17 protein-coding genes are annotated in these 16,410 nt (G+C 44.9%); 7 read left to right on the top strand and 10 right to left on the bottom strand.

Annotated elements, in window-relative coordinates; translation table 11 throughout:
* Positions 1-4: 4 nt before the first annotated feature.
* The 3 genes from D5I41_RS12825 to D5I41_RS12820 all read right to left on the bottom strand — a co-directional run bounded on the left by D5I41_RS12825 (position 5) and on the right by D5I41_RS12820 (position 942).
* Entirely contained in the window at positions 5-205 is a 201-nt protein-coding gene (locus D5I41_RS12825; RefSeq protein ID WP_119011509.1) for a hypothetical protein, read from the bottom strand.
* A 96-nt stretch (positions 206-301) separates the two neighbouring features.
* On the bottom strand, positions 302-469 hold the full coding sequence (locus tag D5I41_RS21230; protein ID WP_162892835.1) for a hypothetical protein: 168 nt from the start codon (positions 467-469) through the stop codon (positions 302-304).
* Positions 470-555: 86 nt separating this feature from the next.
* Entirely contained in the window at positions 556-942 is a 387-nt protein-coding gene (locus D5I41_RS12820; protein ID WP_119010114.1) for a hypothetical protein, read from the bottom strand.
* Positions 943-1,164: 222 nt separating this feature from the next.
* On the opposite strand from D5I41_RS12820, the gene D5I41_RS12815 reads away from it, so the two are divergent.
* From D5I41_RS12815 to D5I41_RS12805, 3 genes are all read left to right on the top strand, one after another.
* A complete protein-coding gene (locus D5I41_RS12815) occupies positions 1,165-1,416 on the top strand; it encodes a hypothetical protein (RefSeq protein WP_119010113.1) in 252 nt (83 codons plus the stop codon).
* Between the two features lie 46 nt (positions 1,417-1,462).
* Positions 1,463-2,713, top strand: coding sequence for an L-methionine/branched-chain amino acid transporter (yjeH, locus tag D5I41_RS12810; protein WP_119010112.1), 1,251 nt, complete (start codon positions 1,463-1,465; stop codon positions 2,711-2,713).
* A 442-nt stretch (positions 2,714-3,155) separates the two neighbouring features.
* Entirely contained in the window at positions 3,156-4,187 is a 1,032-nt protein-coding gene (locus D5I41_RS12805) for a porin (RefSeq protein WP_119010111.1), read from the top strand.
* 313 nt (positions 4,188-4,500) lie between these two features.
* On the opposite strand, the gene D5I41_RS12800 is transcribed toward D5I41_RS12805, so the two are convergent.
* On the bottom strand, positions 4,501-5,187 hold the full coding sequence (locus tag D5I41_RS12800; RefSeq protein ID WP_208639151.1) for an LrgB family protein: 687 nt from the start codon (positions 5,185-5,187) through the stop codon (positions 4,501-4,503).
* Positions 5,184-5,621, bottom strand: coding sequence for a CidA/LrgA family protein (locus D5I41_RS12795; RefSeq protein ID WP_119010109.1), 438 nt, complete (start codon positions 5,619-5,621; stop codon positions 5,184-5,186). Before D5I41_RS12795 ends, D5I41_RS12800 begins: the two co-directional genes overlap by 4 nt.
* Before the next feature lie 60 nt (positions 5,622-5,681).
* On the opposite strand from D5I41_RS12795, the gene D5I41_RS12790 reads away from it, so the two are divergent.
* Together D5I41_RS12790 and D5I41_RS12785 are read left to right on the top strand one after the other, a co-directional pair.
* Positions 5,682-6,557, top strand: coding sequence for a LysR family transcriptional regulator (locus D5I41_RS12790; RefSeq protein ID WP_119010108.1), 876 nt, complete (start codon positions 5,682-5,684; stop codon positions 6,555-6,557).
* A gap of 77 nt (positions 6,558-6,634) precedes the next feature.
* Positions 6,635-7,663, top strand: coding sequence for a metal-dependent hydrolase (locus tag D5I41_RS12785; RefSeq protein ID WP_119010107.1), 1,029 nt, complete (start codon positions 6,635-6,637; stop codon positions 7,661-7,663).
* 59 nt (positions 7,664-7,722) lie between these two features.
* On the opposite strand, the gene D5I41_RS12780 is transcribed toward D5I41_RS12785, so the two are convergent.
* Both D5I41_RS12780 and mrcB read right to left on the bottom strand, forming a co-directional pair.
* Complete coding sequence (locus tag D5I41_RS12780) at positions 7,723-9,630, bottom strand: BCCT family transporter (RefSeq protein ID WP_119011508.1); 1,908 nt, start codon at positions 9,628-9,630, stop codon at positions 7,723-7,725.
* Positions 9,631-9,850: 220 nt separating this feature from the next.
* Entirely contained in the window at positions 9,851-12,130 is a 2,280-nt protein-coding gene (gene mrcB, locus D5I41_RS12775; RefSeq protein WP_235868913.1) for a penicillin-binding protein 1B, read from the bottom strand.
* A gap of 444 nt (positions 12,131-12,574) precedes the next feature.
* Between mrcB and D5I41_RS21225 the strand changes: the two genes are divergently transcribed.
* On the top strand, positions 12,575-12,793 hold the full coding sequence (locus D5I41_RS21225; RefSeq protein ID WP_147094862.1) for a hypothetical protein: 219 nt from the start codon (positions 12,575-12,577) through the stop codon (positions 12,791-12,793).
* A 48-nt stretch (positions 12,794-12,841) separates the two neighbouring features.
* On the opposite strand, the gene D5I41_RS12770 is transcribed toward D5I41_RS21225, so the two are convergent.
* Positions 12,842-14,044, bottom strand: coding sequence for an MFS transporter (locus D5I41_RS12770; protein WP_119010105.1), 1,203 nt, complete (start codon positions 14,042-14,044; stop codon positions 12,842-12,844).
* Between the two features lie 108 nt (positions 14,045-14,152).
* The gene (locus tag D5I41_RS12765) at positions 14,153-15,064 is read right to left on the bottom strand and encodes a LysR family transcriptional regulator (RefSeq protein ID WP_119010104.1); all 912 of its coding nucleotides are present in this window, start codon (positions 15,062-15,064) and stop codon (positions 14,153-14,155) included.
* Positions 15,065-15,285: 221 nt separating this feature from the next.
* On the opposite strand from D5I41_RS12765, the gene D5I41_RS12760 reads away from it, so the two are divergent.
* Entirely contained in the window at positions 15,286-15,771 is a 486-nt protein-coding gene (locus D5I41_RS12760; RefSeq protein WP_119009913.1) for a VOC family protein, read from the top strand.
* Between the two features lie 96 nt (positions 15,772-15,867).
* Here the strand turns inward: D5I41_RS12760 and D5I41_RS12755 are convergent, their stop codons facing one another.
* On the bottom strand, positions 15,868-16,407 hold the full coding sequence (locus tag D5I41_RS12755) for a hydrolase (protein ID WP_119010103.1): 540 nt from the start codon (positions 16,405-16,407) through the stop codon (positions 15,868-15,870).
* Positions 16,408-16,410: the final 3 nt, after the last annotated feature.

Raw genomic sequence — 16,410 nt, 5'->3', positions numbered from 1 at the left:
TTAGCTAAAAGCGATCGCGGCTAGGCACAGCACGATGAAGAAGATGAAGGGTGAAAAGAAGCCAATAAGAAAGTTTCGAGTTGGAGACCAAAGCAATAGCAGAACGGCGACAACGAGTAAGCTCAAGGGTACGCATCCCTAAATGGTGAGTGACCGCAGAGAATGCCGCAGGATAACCCCCAAAACCAATGACTTCCACTGACATCTGATATGCATCGATGTAATAAACGCCCAAGCCTAGAACAATGGATGTTCTAGGCTTTCATTTCTAGGTTCTCAACTGTAAGTTCTCAACTACCGACTACTTTTCGTTTTTATAGACCTTGCCGTTTTGTTTTCGGCACTCAGTAATCATAATGTTGCCAACATACTCGCCATTGACGTAGCAAGGCAGCCAAGGTGTTGTGCCAGCAAACGATGTTGAAACAAACGAAAGCCAAAGCAAAGCAGATAAAAGAAGCGTTTTCATGGTTATTCCCTCACAGCAACAATGACCATTCTTACGTAGTACCGATACTTAAGTTCAAATTATCCCATGAATGAAATCACGCTCCGCTAGAAATACACCTTAATCCCTGCTCTTGCTTCCAACTCAACATCCAGTTCATCAAGATAAATCGCTGGGGTAAGATCGATATAAAACCCAACAGGCTTCACTCGAAACTCCGCGCCAATGCCCGGAGTCAGGGCAATATAGTGCTGGTTTCTGTCCACATACTGACCACCAATAAAGAAATACATTGGCGTACCCGACACCGCAAAGGTTTTGTTCGCTCCAATGCCAAATTGATCATCCAGACTCACATTCATTCGAAAGCCATTGTGGGCCACATCTAGCCCCCAAAACGGCTTACCCACAGATACACCAATTCCCGTTTCAGCCTTGGCACCGAGCGATACACACAAACCCACTACCGCCAAGAGGTTTACTAACTTTTTCATATGACTTCCACTGCAACAATTTGCACGGATAGTAAAACGCTAAAATGTGTAAGTTGTTAATGAGAAAGAGAATTTACGGTTATCTTACAGTTCTGTTTAGGATTTATTCGAGTTAAAACATAAGCCAGACAATCCACAGCTTAAGAATCCTATAAAGCCTTGCAAATCATGATCGATTCACTTTAAATACTTAACCTAACAAGCTTTTCTCAAGGATTCATCGTGTATCTAGTACTGTATTGCCACAACATTGGTATGACGGATTTTTCGTTTTTTGAGACCGAAGACTTCGATAAGGATGATGGTTATATCGTTCGGGGTAAGTGGCCTAACGAACAGGCTTTTCGCGACTATTTAAACAAAGAGTTCTCTACTCTTACTGATTATCAGGTGCTTGATTTGATAGCGGAAGGTAGAGAGGCAGAAAACTATACACAGAGCGAGCTACTAGAGCGTGCCAACGCTACACACTAGCGCTTAGTGTTAAGTTCAAATCTCAAAACGCATATCTAGGAAGGCTATGTCAGGGTTAAAACGAGAGATTACATTGATTGGTGGCATAGGCCAGATGTCCACCACCCTGCTTGGTACAGGGCTTTTCATGGTGCCCGCTATCGCAGCCAGCATTGCCGGACAAGATATGCTGTGGGCATGGTGGTTGCTTATCTTTGCGGTGTGCCCAATTGCCTTCACCTTTGCCGCTCTCGGTAAACGTTATCCCAATGCAGGAGGAGCCTCTTACTTTGTAAAGCAGGCCTTTGGATCTCGCCTTGAAAAAGCCATCGCTCTTTTATTTATCAGTGTTATCCCTGTAGGTGTTCCGGCAGCCATTGCTATCGCCGGTGGGTTTGCTCAACAGTTTTTACCCCACTTTCTAGGGCAACCATTGATTGCCCAGTTGCTTGTGGTTGCTCTTTTAATGGTTGTAAACTTTTCAGGTAGTAAAATATCCAGTCAGTTCCAAACCGGCATTGCAATTGGAATATTGGTACTAGTTGGGCTTTTTGTGTGGTTTGGTGACATTTCAGTTTCTGACAGTATTCCCGCATCTTCTCCTACCAATAACCTTCCTGCCATTGGCAGTGCTGTAGCGGTGATGTTCTGGTGCTTTGTTGGCATTGAAGCCTTTGCGCATATGGGCGAAGAGTTTAAGCGACCTGAGCGGGATTACCCTATCGCTATCTTGGTGGGTTGCCTTATCGCGGGCACTGTTTACTACCTCTTTTCTTTGGTTGTGCTAAAGCATCACGCCTTTGGAACACAAGAGTTAAATACCACCTCAGTGCCTTATCTTTCCAATCTCTTGTTTGGCTCTGGGCTTACGTGGTTAATCAGCTTAACCGGATTCTTGGCATGCTTTGCCACCATCAACCTGTACACACAAAGCTTAGCGCGAATGATTTGGTCACTGGCAAGAGAGTACAAACCCTCAAGCTCGATAGCACGAATATCAATCAAGGGAGTGCCATCTGTAGCCACGGTCATTGTTGGCATTACTTTAGCGTTATCGTGTGTATTTGGAGAACTTTCAAATATAGATATCGAAGTGTTTCTGACCTTAGCCAATGGGATCTTCGTGGTGATCTATCTGTTTGCGATGCTAAGTGCCGTCAAGCTACTCAACGGCAAAGAAAAAGCTCTTGCGATATTTTCGACAATCTTATGTGTTCTAGTCTTATTCTCAATTGGGTTAGCTATGACTTATGCCGTTATATTATTGGCTGTAATCTGGATTTTAATTCCTAGATTTAATAAGACTAAACCAATATAACCATATTTTTTTAAATATCGCTGCACATATAAGTATCATTAATGATTACTAACCACCTTCATTTATAATAAGAAAATAGAACGCCACAGCTTTGATTTGAGCATTGATCATCGTAAACACTATAACAGTTCACTACGACTTTAGAATCAAACACTCTCAAGACTTAGAAAGGCTCCACCTGCTTTTATTATGCTATTCAATTGGATAGCCACAGGCAATAACCACAATGCTAATCCCGTCGCCTCAGTGCCTTCTCAAGTTGCCCTTATGAGGACTTGATCCATCAAACACGATTGTACAACTCCTGCATATTATTAAAAAATCCACTTCGTACTTTTATTATCGTTAAATATTAAAAGCACAATTAATTAAAGAATAATAATGAATTACTCCCACGAATATTGGGTGGGTCTTTTTTACTAAAAGGAAATTTGGTTTTACCATGAAATTAAAACTATCGACTATTGCAGTATCTAGTATCTTCGCCTCCACTTTAGCTTCAGCAGCAACCGTTTATCAAAACGAAGATACTATTCTAAACTTTGGCGGGCGCGCGGAAGTGCGTGGCAACTTCTCAGATGCAAACAAGACAGACAGTAACGATCATACCTACTCTGACGCCTCTCGCGTTCGTTTAAGCGTTGATGGCACTCAAAATTTATCTGAAGAAATTGCCTTCTTTGGTAAGTATGAGTTTGAATTGACCGAGAACGAAGATGGTGCAAAGGATGACGTTGCCGTTAACACTCGTTTCTTATACGCAGGCGTAGAAACAAATATTGGTAACTTCTACTATGGTCACCAAAACAACGCTGTGACATATCTGACGGACTGGACCGATGCCGCAGAAACCTACAGTGGCTACATCAACGAATACACAGTCGCTACCGCAGACAGAGCTAAAAACGTACTGCGCTATGAGTGGACTACTAATTCAGGCCTGACAGTACAAGTTGACGGCAATTTTAATTCAGACAGTGAATCTGCACAAAGTAACGGCTACGGCGCTGTTGTGGCATACGCTCTGCCTTTCGGTCTAGACATTGGTGTGGGTTATGCCGCTAGTGACGAGACGTACGGTAACGGCAATGACACTGATACCACTGACGCGTTTATGGCAGCAGCAAAATACACCCATGAAAACGGTCTTTGGCTAGCAGCGTTATACCAAGGCGGTACTATATCTACTGCTGTTGAAAACAATCAATATGTTAAGGGCTCAAACTACAATGCAGCCGATGCCTACTTAGGTTACGCGTTTGGCCAAAACAACGTGAACCTAACTTACAGCTACTTCCATGCAGAAGATACTCGAGATCTGGATATCAACTTCGTTGGTATCGAATACGCGCGCTATATGGGTGACGTAGCCTTCTTCGGCAGCTACAAGATCAACCTGCTTGACGAAGGCCAAGGAGGTATCGGTGACAACGACCAAGACGAAGTAATGCTGGGTATGCGTTACAGCTTCTAACCCATTGAAGCAAAGAGCTCAGTCGCGTTAGTGTATTGAGCTCTATTCGTTCTCTGTTTAATAAGCATCAACCTATTGAAATCAGCCCTAATAAGTACCCTCAAAGAAATAAAGAAACAAGCGGTCTTAAGCAAAGCCGCGCAGCTTTTAGCGCAATCAAGTGAGAGTATTAGCGACATTGCCTTTCGTATGGGATACAGCGATATAATACCAATCACAGTAAGAAAGTGGTCAGAGATAGCGTAGGAAAAACGCCGTTATCGAGTGTTTTAGCAAGCCAGGATGACCCGTTATTTACTACGATTGGTATAAACTACACAAGCAGAGCGATAACAGGTGACAGCAGAACCGTCGCTACCCCTGAAAACAGCATGATTAGGCTTGCAATAGTCCCCGCCTTGGAGTGAATGCCATAGGCGATTGCTGTGCCCGAGCCATGAGCACACGCCCCAAGACCGGCCCCTTTGCCGTGACAAGAGCGGATTCTAAATAGGCTCAGCATAGTTTCACCAACGACAATACCGACGATACCCGTCATAACGACAAATATTGCGGTGAGATCGGGCTGACCACCAATGGCTTTGGAAGCCACTACTGCAAAAGGTGTGGTAATCGAGCGAACCGCTAAGCTTTTCTGTAGCAACTCAGAAAGATGCATACCTTTGCTCAGTAATATCGTACTCACTAGAGCAGCAATCACCGCAACGACTACCCCAAGAGAGATCGACAGCCAATGGTTTTTGATCAATCGTCTGTTTTCATACACAGGGATAGCAAATGCGACAGTCGCTGGCCCTAACATCCAAACCAACCAATGGGATTCTTGAATATAGTCGTCATAGCTAATTCCCAGCAGTAGCAGCGCTGCAACAATCAACACCGGCACCGAAACCAGAGGTATCAACCAAGTCTTGTTGAATCGACCATGCAGTGACTTGGTAAAGTAATAACCCATAACAGTAAAAACAAAACAGAAAATAGCTAGATACGTGTGCATTATCGAGTACTCCGAAGTTTTTTAAGCTCATAGCGATAAACCACATCCACCACCAGCGCCGTTACCGATAAAACGAAGATGGTACTAGCGCCTATAACCAGAGCAATCTTTAGCCCTTGCTGCTCAAACAAACTTTGATAGTTCACAATGGCGATAACCGCAGGAATAAAGAACAACAGCATTTCGGCTATCAACCAGTTAGAACCCGCTTTAAGCCATTTCACTTTGACCACTTTGCTAAACAATAAAGCCAATAATAAGAACATACCAAGCACGTTCGAAGGCAAAGGAATATGTAAAGTGGACACAAGCCAGTCGGAGAATAGCCAAATTAGACAGAGCGCTACGATTTGTATGATGGTCATGCCTATGTGTTTTAGTTTTAAGCTGTTCATTGAAAATACGGCTGACGAAATGGTGATTAAATTATCAAACATTGAATAACCAAACTCCAATGAATAAAATAATCACAAAGTATTCCAAAAAGGAATGTAAATATGACCATGAAAGAGCTTCAGTACTTTGTCACCCTGATCCAAAGCAAAAGCTTTACCAAAGCCTCTGAACAGCTTTTTGTCACTCAGCCTACGATTAGCAAGGCGCTTAAATCTTTGGAAAGCGCTTATGGGCAAGCCCTCGTTTATCGCAATGGCAGGGATCTAGGATTAACCGATGCTGGCGAGATCGTCTTTCAATACGCACAGTCGATACTGTTTCAACAACAAGAGTTAGAAGTGCGGCTCAACGATCTAAAACAGCTCAAAAGTGGCAAGATTACCCTAGGGATCCCCCCAATGGTGGGTCATCTTTATACCCACCTCATTCAGGAGTTCTCTCTTCAGTATCCAGACATAGAGGTTTCAATCGTAGAGAGCGGCAGTCGTAAACTGGAGCGTGCTGTACTTGATGGAAAAATTGATATTTCCATTACCATGCTTACCGAACCCGACCCAAGATTTAACACTTGGGCGATTGGCAGCTATCCCATCTTTGCTGTATTACCAAAAACACAGCAGTGGGAAAATAAACAACAACTCGATATTGTCGAACTTAAGGATCTGCCATTTTATCTGTATAACCCTGAGTTTATTATCTCAGAGGTAATCAACCAGATGTGTCTTGAGCACGGGTTCACACCTAAAATCGGAGTTAGAAGCAGTCAGTGGGACTTTTTGGCAGCTATGGTAAAGAGTGGAACGGGTGTGAGCTTCATGCCCGAACCCATCTGTAGAAGACTCAATAGTGATGACTATTGCTTTGTACCCATTAAACAGAACATTCGCTGGGAGCTTGCCGCTATCTGGAGTAAAGAGCACTATGTATCAAAAGCCAGTGAGGCTATGCTCGGTGTGATTCGCGGCGCTGGCAATTAAGGTATAGTGGCAGAACCATTATTACGTTGATCTTATACCCTCTTCATTTAAAGAACGTTTTCGATAAAAGGAAATCAATGGACTCAGTAACACAAGCAGCGCTAGGGGCAACCATTGCCGGTGCTGTTGCAGGAAAGCAATGCAATGCCAAGGTGCTGTTAGCTGGTGCCGTACTTGGCACACTCCCCGACCTTGATGTTGTACTCGATTATGGAGATGCAGTCAGCAACACCATTAAGCATCGCGGCTTCACACACTCTTTATTGCTATTGCCTCCGTTTGCACTGCTGTTATCTTGGCTTTACTGCCGATTTCGTCCCGATGCGTTCTGGAGTTTCAAGCGAGTATCTGTACTGACCGTAAGCGTGCTCGTAACCCATACACTTCTTGACGCCATGACCACCTATGGCACGCAGCTTATTTGGCCGTTTGAGGGCTATTTCGAACTGCGCAATATCTTCATCATCGACCCGCTCTATACGCTCCCATTATTAATGGCGATTATTGTCGCTCTGTTCTCCAAAACAATGGGGGCTAGATGGTGTCAAAGCGTGTTGCTTCTGTCGACCCTATACCTAGGCTGGGGCTTTGCCGCTCAGCAATACATAGCCAATCGAGTCGAACATAACCTAGCCGCGCAAAACCTGCCAAACAAACAGGTCATGATCACCCCAACCCCGTTTAATACAGTACTTTGGCGCGTGGTGGTGATGGACGACGATTACTATTGGGAAGGCCTTGCATCAATACTCGATAAAGACACTAATATCGACTTTTTGGCTCGCCCATTAGGTGCATGGCCTCTAGAAGAAAAGCCAGCAACATTAGAAGGGCTGAAAGCCTTCTCGCATAACTACTTAAATTACCGCGAAGAGAACGATTCACTCATTGTCTCGGACTTGCGACTTGGCATGGGCAACAATCTTTCATTTGAGTTTGTCTATGCCGAGCGTGATGAGGCTGGTAATTGGATATTAGCCGACGCGCCGCAGCGCTTTCCAAGTCAAAGAGGTTTTGAGCATTTAAGCACATTGTGGGAGCGAATGAAGGGCGATCAATCCATCGATGCAAACCTGACGAAACAGACCCTAGGCTACAATCGATAACATCAATTCAAAAAAGAAGCCGAGTCTTGCGACTCGGCTTAATAATATCTGCTATGTGCCTAGGAAGTTGCCATATTTGCAGATAAACCTTCTAAGATAATGGCGTTGAACGTCATTCTTAATTCTTGTGCCTGTTCTGACATGGCTTGTTTCTTCTCTTTTGCCATCATCAGTTCGTCCGTTAATTTCTGTAGCTCAGATTGCATCTCTTCAGGCAGGTGATGATTTGCGCAATGTGCGTCATTGTGATGCTCAAGGGCATAGGCTCGAATTTCCTTTCGCATACTCATTAGGCTTGCCATCGCCTCACGCTCTTCTTCAGCGGCTTGTTGCGCCAAATCTTTAAAGCGCTCAAACTGAGCTAGCGCCATACCCTCAGCTGACCATGGATCCATCTCAGGAAGGTCTTCGATGTTAATCGTTGGCTCTTCATATTCCGGCTGATGTTTAATATCAAGTGTCGCCGCACGCACAAAGGACACCATTAACATCATAGAGATAACCAACAGTGGCAGACCACCGACAATGGCAGCGGTTTGCAGCGTCGATAAGCCCCCCATAAACATCAATACGGTCGGTAGAAATGATAAGGTAAAGGCCCAAAACAGACGGTTCCAACGCATTGGCTCTTCAGTCACATCATTTTGTACCACCGACGCCAAGATGTATGAGATAGAGTCAAAAGAGGTAGCGGTAAAGATGACGCACAGCAGCGTAAAAACCCCGATAACCATAGTCCCCATAGGTAAGGTATCCAAGGTCGCAAAGATAGCGGCAGGAGCGCCAGATTGATTGAGGATACTGACCACATCTAGCTCACCAGTAAGCTGTAAAGAGAGACCGTAGTTACCCAGTACGATAAAGAACAAGAAGCAACCTAAAGAGCCGTAGAAGATTGACCCTACCACCATTTGTTTGATGGTTCTGCCGCGAGAGATACGCGCAATAAACAGCCCCATACAAGGTGCAAACACTAGCCACCATGCCCAGTAGAAGATGGTCCAATCTTGCGGGAAATGAGTGTCCCTAAACTCGCCATAGCCACCAAAGGGTTCAGCCCAAGACGCCATCATGAAGAAGTTCGACAGCATTCGACCAATAGAGTCCAAGCCAGTTTCTAAGATGAACACGGTAGGCCCTGCCACTAACACAAACAGCAATAGCCCCATCGCACCCCAGAAATTTATATTGCTTAGAAACTTAATTCCTTTCTCTAAACCCGCATAAGCTGAGTAGCCAAAAATAGCGGTACACAGAAGTAAAACAGCCACCTGGCTTAGGGTATTGTTAGGAATACCAAAGATATGATGCAGACCACCATTGATTAGCGGTGCTGCCAAGCCTAGGGTTGTGGCTGCGCCACCCAACATGCCAAAGATAAACAACACGTCGATGAGTTTCCCGATACCACCATTGGCACGTTTCTCACCCAATACAGGCATCAGAGCGCTAGAAATCTTTAATACGGGTTGCTTACGAACGTAGTAAAAGTAAGCAATCGGCAGGGCTGGAATAAGGTAGATAGACCATGCGATAGGTCCCCAGTGGAAAAGACCATAGGTTGCGGCCCAGCGTATCGCTTCTTCGCTTCCTGCTTGAAGTTGAAAAGGAGGAGTTTGGTAATAGTAGGCCCACTCAATGCAGCCCCAATATAAAATACTGGCGCCAATACCGCCGCAGAACAGCATAGCGGCCCATGAGGCATTGCTAAATTCTGGCTGTTCATCGGCATCACCTAGCTTGATCTGCCCAAGATCACTGAAGATGGTGTAAATCATAAAACACATAGCAGCGATGCCAAGGGCAAGGTATAACACCCCGAGCTTGTCGGTCATAAACGACTTAGCAACCGAGATCCAGTTGGCACCTTGAACTGGAAATAGTATGAGCGGGAACACCACACTCAAGAGTAAAAATAGAGCGCCAAAGAAGGTTGGCTTATCTATAAGAGAGAACGACTTTTGCATTGCAAATACCCCAATAAAATCAAGGGGCATAGTCTCTTGCCCCTCAACTTTTAACAATTCAGGCTATTTGTCGTGACGATTAAGCATATTGCTTATGCGGGTATTTAAAGAGAAGGGTTATGCTAAAACACCCTTTAGAGTCACTGAACTCACATCATCTATGGGGCAATCAATGCCTGACTCGATTTTTACTTGCAAATCTTTGGTATCCTTTTTGGGCTTAATTAAACAAGCTCTTGAAAAAATTCGTTATTTCATCTCCAACACACCCCGATGAAGTAAATTGACTTGCGCCCCAAACTGGCAGGGTGACTGAGCCACGACCACAACTTGCTGCGAGTTTTCCCTGACCACGACGGCTAAAGTTGACCATCTCAACATCATCGGCATAATGAGGACTAATTTCTATCGCTCCACGTTGCGTGACGTAATGTCTATATACAGATAACGCACCCGTTGCACCGGTTAGCTTAGTGTTGCCGTTGTCCCCCCGCCCAAGCCAAACCGTCACCAGCTCACGTCCATCAACGCCCACATACCAGCTATCTCGGTTGTTATTAGTGGTGCCTGTTTTTCCTGCTAGCTTGTACTTAACACCTACAGAGCCCAGTGATTTAGCCGTGCCCTCGCTCACCGCTCCCTGCATTGCCGCTATGGTTAAATCTGCGGCTTGTTCAGGCGCAACCTGCTCTGGATTAAGCTTATGCTGATATAAGATCTTACTCTTTGCATCAACCACCTCACTGATCAAATACGCTTGCTGCCTCGCACCGTGATTTGCAATGGGTTGATATAGCCCGCTTACCTCGAGAGGCGTCATTTCAAAGGCCCCAAGCACCATTGATGGAAGGGGGTTTATCTCATTGTGTTGTCCACTCAATTGCTCAATAAAATCAGCCACATTCTCTAATCCTAACTCCATGCCTAAGTTCACCATGGGAACATTAAGAGAGTGTGCAAGTGAAGCATACAGGGAGGCTTCTCCCCAAAACTCTCTGCTGTAATTGCGAGGCTTCCAATTGTCTCCATTGGGCTGCTTAACAGTCAGAGGTTTATCGTCTAAGGCACTGGCTAGATTGTATTTTTCAGGGGAACGAAGTGCAGCCATGGTCACTGCCGGTTTGATTATTGACCCCACTTGTCGTTTACCATGGCGCGCATAGTTGAATCCAGCAAAATTAGGGTTTCGATTTCCGACTATCGCGCGAATGGCACCATTACTGTAATCGATGCTGATAAACGCAGCCTCTAGTTCCACACCCGCTTTGGCATCTAACAATGGCAGCGTTGATAAAAGGCTACTTTCTGCTTTTTGTTGGGAGAGAGGGTCCAGGGTGGTGAATATGCGTGCGCCTTTAATGCTGCGTCCTGGCAGTGCTACTTCTAGCTCATCAGAAACAAGGTCAAAATAGGCTGGACGACTCAAACTCACATGGCCTCGCACTTGTATATCAAGCTCTCGAGCAATGGCCGTTTCATATTCTTTAGGTTCTAAATGACCATCGTCAGACAGTAATTTTAGTACCGTATTTCTACGTGCCTTGGCTCGCTCAGGGAAGCGCCAAGGGTTGTAATAAGACGGGCCTTTTATCAATGCCACCAGCAAGGCTTGCTGGTCTATTCGTAGCTCTTGTAGAGGTCGATTGAAATAGAACTGAGCACCTAATTCAAAGCCATGGATCGCATCCTTACCTTGTTGGCCCAGATAAACCTGGTTCACATAGCCATCTAGAATGTCATCTTTGGTATAGCGAGAGTCGATGAGTAGCGCCATATAGGCTTCGCGGATTTTTCGACTCCAACTGCGCTCACTACTAAGAAACAGATTCTTGGTCAATTGCTGGGTTAAAGTACTGCCACCCTGAACAGTTCGCCCCGCCTTGACGTTGGTAAAGAACGCCCTAGCAATAGCGGTAACTGAGACACCATCATGCTCGAAAAACGCTCTATCTTCTGTCAATAGTAGCGCTTTTACCACACCTTCCGGCATCGATTTCCAAGACTGATAGAGTCGATGTTGATTGCCATCCTCCCCCATCAAACCCATCATTTTAGGTTCAAGTTGGAACAAGCCCAGCCCCATACCACTATCAACATCAGCCATGGATTGAATGCGTGAGCGACTAAACGTCAGCTTGACCCTCTGCACATCACGAAAGCCATCAGCAAATTCAAAGGGGCGGCGTACCAGAGTAATGTTATTGCCTGCCACACTGTACTCACCACTGTGTGCTGGCTTATCGACTAATTGATAATTAAGGGTCTTGAGTTCATCGACCACTTCCTGCTGTTTCACCGCTAAGTCAAGATTGAGGGTCATTGGTCGCGCGTAGACCACAGTAGGCAATTCAAACAAGGGGCCAGAAAAGCGTTGTTCTACCATTGAGGAAACGCTGTAGTGGAACGCTCCCCAACCAAGCACGACTAGAAGTAAAACACACCCTATAATTTTTCGGTGTGATGGGCGGTTTTTGTCCTTGGTGGAAGCAGTGTCGGTCATGTTTTTATGCTATCAATTTCAGTCTCGGCGCAACATACTTTCCCTACAGATTGGAGTGTCAGAAAGACGTTAAAACGCCAAGCTATCCCACTATTCCTTTATCCAAAACAGCAAACAGACAATCGGAGCTCTAATTTCGGAGCATTATTTGAACACCGCCCATGAAGGCACTTCGATGCTCTTATTAATGGCAATGTAAAGAATATAAATATGATTTAGAGTATTCGTGGTGAAGTTCGCGATAAGACTTTTATACCAATCACACTAAGTAAGTGATCAGAAATAGCGTAGGAAAAATTATCGAGGACAAGACAGAATTTTTCGATAAGTAGTTATTCTACAATCAAAAATTCTAACGCAGTCATCAAGTATTTTAACAAGCTAGGATGACCAGTTATTTAGTACGATTGGTATTACATATCCGGTTTTGATGGCCCACAATTTGTGAGCCGCCTCAATGATGACAGCAGTCTAGGCAACAGCAGACAATGGGATGCAATATGGAGCGACGGTGATATGTGGAAGGCGAGTCTTCAGTCTCAAGGCCTGTATGTCTTTCCAGGCAAAGACCTAGTAATTGCGTTTTACTCAACCAATGTGCCCGATGATTCATCGCATAGATTCCTGCGCCCTGTCGCAACCTCAGGAATGTTTGACAAGTAGCATCAACCTTAAAATGGGAGCATGCTGCTCCCATTGTTACTTTCTACCCTAAGATTGTTCCACTTGTTGCGAGCGTTTAAGCTTCGATGACACTAAGTTGTTCGCCATCAGACTGCCTACTACCATTGCGCTGCTAAACACAGCAACGCCTTGCCAACCATACTGCTCAAACACCATAACGCCAGCAAATGAACCAAATGCGCCACCTAAGTAATAGCCCAACATATAGATGCCGTTGATTCGACTCTGCGCGGCAGGATCGATTGAGAACACACGTACCTGATTTGACACTTGCGCACTAAACACACCAAGGTCAACAAGGATAATGCCAATGATTAGGCCAATTAAGCTGTCTCCAAACATTCCCGATACTGCGAAACCAGACGCAATAAACACCAACGCAATATTGACCATGTTGCGAGAACCAACCCTGCTAACTAGCGAACCTGAAACCTTAGCACCAATCACGCCAGCCAAGGCTATAACCCCAAACAATCCAGCTTGTTGCGCATTGTAATTAAACGGCGCTTCATGAACATGCAAAGCCAATGTAGCCCAAAGCGCATTAAACGAAGCAAACCACAACGAACCGGTCAGTGCTGACTGACGCAAGACACTGTGTTTCTTAAATAATGTAGCCATACTCGCCACTAATTTAGGATACGGCATAGTACTTGTTGGCTTATTGGTTGGGAGTAACGTGTAAAGCAAAACGCCGAAAATCATCGCGATAGCGGCGGACATAATGAAAACCGCGCGCCAGCCAAATTGCTCACCCACATAGCCACTTAAGGTTCGTGACAATAATATACCGATAGTGAGGCCCGTCATCAGTGTGCCAATCACCTTGCCTTTTAACTCTGGTGTACTGAGCGATGCAGCAAAAGGAATGAGTTGCTGCGTAATGTTCGCACTTAATCCAATAGCAAAACACGCTGCTATCAGCGCGAGTAAACTGCTTGCTGAAAATGCCAATAATGAAGACATAACAAGCACTACAGATAAGATAGCGATAAGGCGCTTACGCGGCATGGTATCTCCGAGTGGAGACAAGAATAGCAGTGCTGCTGCATAGCCTATTTGGGTCGCTGCTGGAATAGAGCCCAACTGATCTTGTGTTAAGCCAAGCTCAGCGCCCATTTGTGGCAATATTGGTTGGTTATAATACAGGTTGGCCGCAGTGGCAGAGACTGCGCTCGACATTAAAAGTAAACGGCCTGTACCCAATGTGGGTGTTTTTGCTTGGATCATAATCATGCTCTGATAATTGTGTCGTTTCGAAGTAGCACAATCTTAAAAGAAGCCGATTAATAACAGAAATGATGATTTACTTTAGATTCAATAACAAAAGTGCATAGATTAACGCGACATATGATGTTGTATAGTATCGAGGTCTTGCTCAACCAGTTCCACAAAATCTTGAATCATTGGCGATGTATTATGCTGTCGATAGCTCATCACTAACTGCAGGCTAGATTGCAAATGTTCTATGGGCAAAAATACGCACTCGTCACTACGTAAGTCTCGAACCGATGAGGGCACAATCGATACGCCAAGCCCAGAGGCCACATGTGTTAGCACTGTTTGCATTTGACGAGGACTGTTCACAATGCGTGGAGAAAAACCGCACAACTGACATTCTTTAATTACAGAGTCATACAGCCCTACTGCGGATTCACGAGCAAACAAAATAAAGGGTTCATCGGTCAATTGATTGAGCTTTATGCTAGGTACTTGAGCAAGAGGATGATCCCGGGACACCACCAAAACTAACTTATCCTTATAAACCTCTTTAGAAATAAAACGCTCAGCGAATTGTTCAGGTAAAGGCCTAGAAAAGCTAATGTCGATGCGCTTTTCTAATAGAGCTTCAATTTGTCCAGAGGCCGTTAGCTCAATCAAATTCACATCAATATCTACATGACTTTGAATGTAGTTTCTCACCAATCTTGGCAAGAAAAACAACGTAGCTCCGCCTAGATAGCCGATAGATAACCGCCCGACCTGCCCCTTCGAGGCTCGCACAACGGCTTGCTTTGTTTGCTCTAACTGGCTAAGCAAGAAGCCAGCGTCTTGAAACAGCCTCTCCCCTGCCACCGTCAAAGAGACCTCTCTTGAGGTCCGGAAAAAGAGCTTGGTATCCAGTTCATCCTCAAGGGCGGTAATGTGACGACTAATAGCGGGTTGTACTGTATTCAACTCCTTTGCCGCACGGGAAAAGCTGAGGTGAGTAGCAACCGCGACAAAGCTTTTAAGGTTCTTGAATTCCATGTCTTAGAGCATCTTATTTCCATCAACGATTAGGTCTACTCTATCAAACATACTCAAGGGACTCGACAACACTTGCGCTGTTGCTATCGAGAATACTCATCATAAAACATAATGTTATCATTTGGATAATTTTTAATAATTTTTACTGATAACGCTTTCTCCATATACTCTCTCCATCGACGCAAAACACGAAACAAATGACTAAGAGATTGGAGCAGATTATGAAAATGAATCACGTAGGTATCATGGTTGGTGATATGGACAAAGCGGTTGAGTTTTACACTAAAGCGCTAGGCCTTAATATCGTAATGAACAACACTAAGGTTATCGAAGAGCGCGAAACCGCTATTGGCCGTATGTGTATCGCAGTATTCGGCGAAGGCTTTAAAGGCTTTAACATTGCACACCTTGTCACCTCTGACGGCATCGGTGTTGAGATGTTCGAAATGAAAGAGCGCCAACAGCGTCACGAAGTTGACTTCTCTCGCCTAGGTATCTTCCACTTCTGCCTACAAACAGACGACTTTGAAGGTGCTATCGCTCGCACAGAACAATACGGCGGTAAGGTTCGTATGGACATCATGCGCTACCACCCAGAAGACGACAGCAAACCACAGAAAATGGTGTACCTAGAAGACCCGTTTGGCAACTTGTTTGAGCTTTACTCGCACACTTACGAAGAAACTTACGCTTCTGATTACTCTTAATCGAGACAGTGAGTGAAATGAAAAAGGATTGGCTATTGCCAGTCCTTTTTGCGTGTCTAGTTTTTAGCTATTCATGTCGTCTATGAAGATGCTCTGTTAGCGAATCAGTGGCAAAATCGATTTAAACTCTAACGCCCTGCAATCCCCCACCATTTCGTACAAACACATCTCTAGCCCCGTAACTACAGCGCCACTCTCAATTATGCGCTTTATCCCTAGATGCTTATTGTCTAAAGTACGGGACGACACACAGTCACTGACCACTTCAACCTTATATCCAAGCTCTGCCAACCCTGTTGCCGTTTGATACACACAAATATGCGCTTCAATACCGCAGACCAGCCAAGTCTCTACATTATGGGCTTTAACTGCCTCAACAAAAGTGGCCGACTCACATCCATTAAAAGTAAATTTCTCTATGGGCTTTAAGTCACCAAAAAGCGCCGCAATCTCATCCACTGTAGGGCCCAATTTTTGAGGGTTTTGTTCGAGTACGACAATGGGGAGACCCAGTATCTGCGCGCCAGTAATCAGCTTTGTGCAATTAAAAATCAAAGCCTCACTGTCATGTACCCGCCGGGCTAGTTTCCCCTGAACATCAACGACGATAAGCCCTGTTTTTTCTTTTGTTAGCATACG

The sequence above is a fragment of the Vibrio superstes genome (assembly GCF_003569005.1).
Classification (GTDB): Bacteria; Pseudomonadota; Gammaproteobacteria; order Enterobacterales; family Vibrionaceae; genus Vibrio; species Vibrio superstes.
This window is presented reverse-complemented; position numbering and strand designations above follow the sequence as displayed.

Bases quoted from the DNA above. Each gene is read 5' to 3' on its own strand.
- D5I41_RS12825 (WP_119011509.1), bottom strand. From the start codon at position 205: ATGTCAGTGGAAGTCATTGGTTTTGGGGGTTATCCTGCGGCATTCTCT.
- D5I41_RS21230 (WP_162892835.1), bottom strand. From the start codon at position 469: ATGAAAACGCTTCTTTTATCTGCTTTGCTTTGGCTTTCGTTTGTTTCA.
- D5I41_RS12820 (WP_119010114.1), bottom strand. From the start codon at position 942: ATGAAAAAGTTAGTAAACCTCTTGGCGGTAGTGGGTTTGTGTGTATCG.
- yjeH (WP_119010112.1), top strand. From the start codon at position 1,463: ATGTCAGGGTTAAAACGAGAGATTACATTGATTGGTGGCATAGGCCAG.
- D5I41_RS12805 (WP_119010111.1), top strand. From the start codon at position 3,156: ATGAAATTAAAACTATCGACTATTGCAGTATCTAGTATCTTCGCCTCC.
- D5I41_RS12795 (WP_119010109.1), bottom strand. From the start codon at position 5,621: ATGTTTGATAATTTAATCACCATTTCGTCAGCCGTATTTTCAATGAAC.
- D5I41_RS12790 (WP_119010108.1), top strand. From the start codon at position 5,682: ATGACCATGAAAGAGCTTCAGTACTTTGTCACCCTGATCCAAAGCAAA.
- D5I41_RS12785 (WP_119010107.1), top strand. From the start codon at position 6,635: ATGGACTCAGTAACACAAGCAGCGCTAGGGGCAACCATTGCCGGTGCT.
- D5I41_RS12780 (WP_119011508.1), bottom strand. From the start codon at position 9,630: ATGCAAAAGTCGTTCTCTCTTATAGATAAGCCAACCTTCTTTGGCGCT.
- mrcB (WP_235868913.1), bottom strand. From the start codon at position 12,130: ATGACCGACACTGCTTCCACCAAGGACAAAAACCGCCCATCACACCGA.
- D5I41_RS12770 (WP_119010105.1), bottom strand. From the start codon at position 14,044: ATGATCCAAGCAAAAACACCCACATTGGGTACAGGCCGTTTACTTTTA.
- D5I41_RS12765 (WP_119010104.1), bottom strand. From the start codon at position 15,064: ATGGAATTCAAGAACCTTAAAAGCTTTGTCGCGGTTGCTACTCACCTC.
- D5I41_RS12760 (WP_119009913.1), top strand. From the start codon at position 15,286: ATGAAAATGAATCACGTAGGTATCATGGTTGGTGATATGGACAAAGCG.
- D5I41_RS12755 (WP_119010103.1), bottom strand. From the start codon at position 16,407: ATGCTAACAAAAGAAAAAACAGGGCTTATCGTCGTTGATGTTCAGGGG.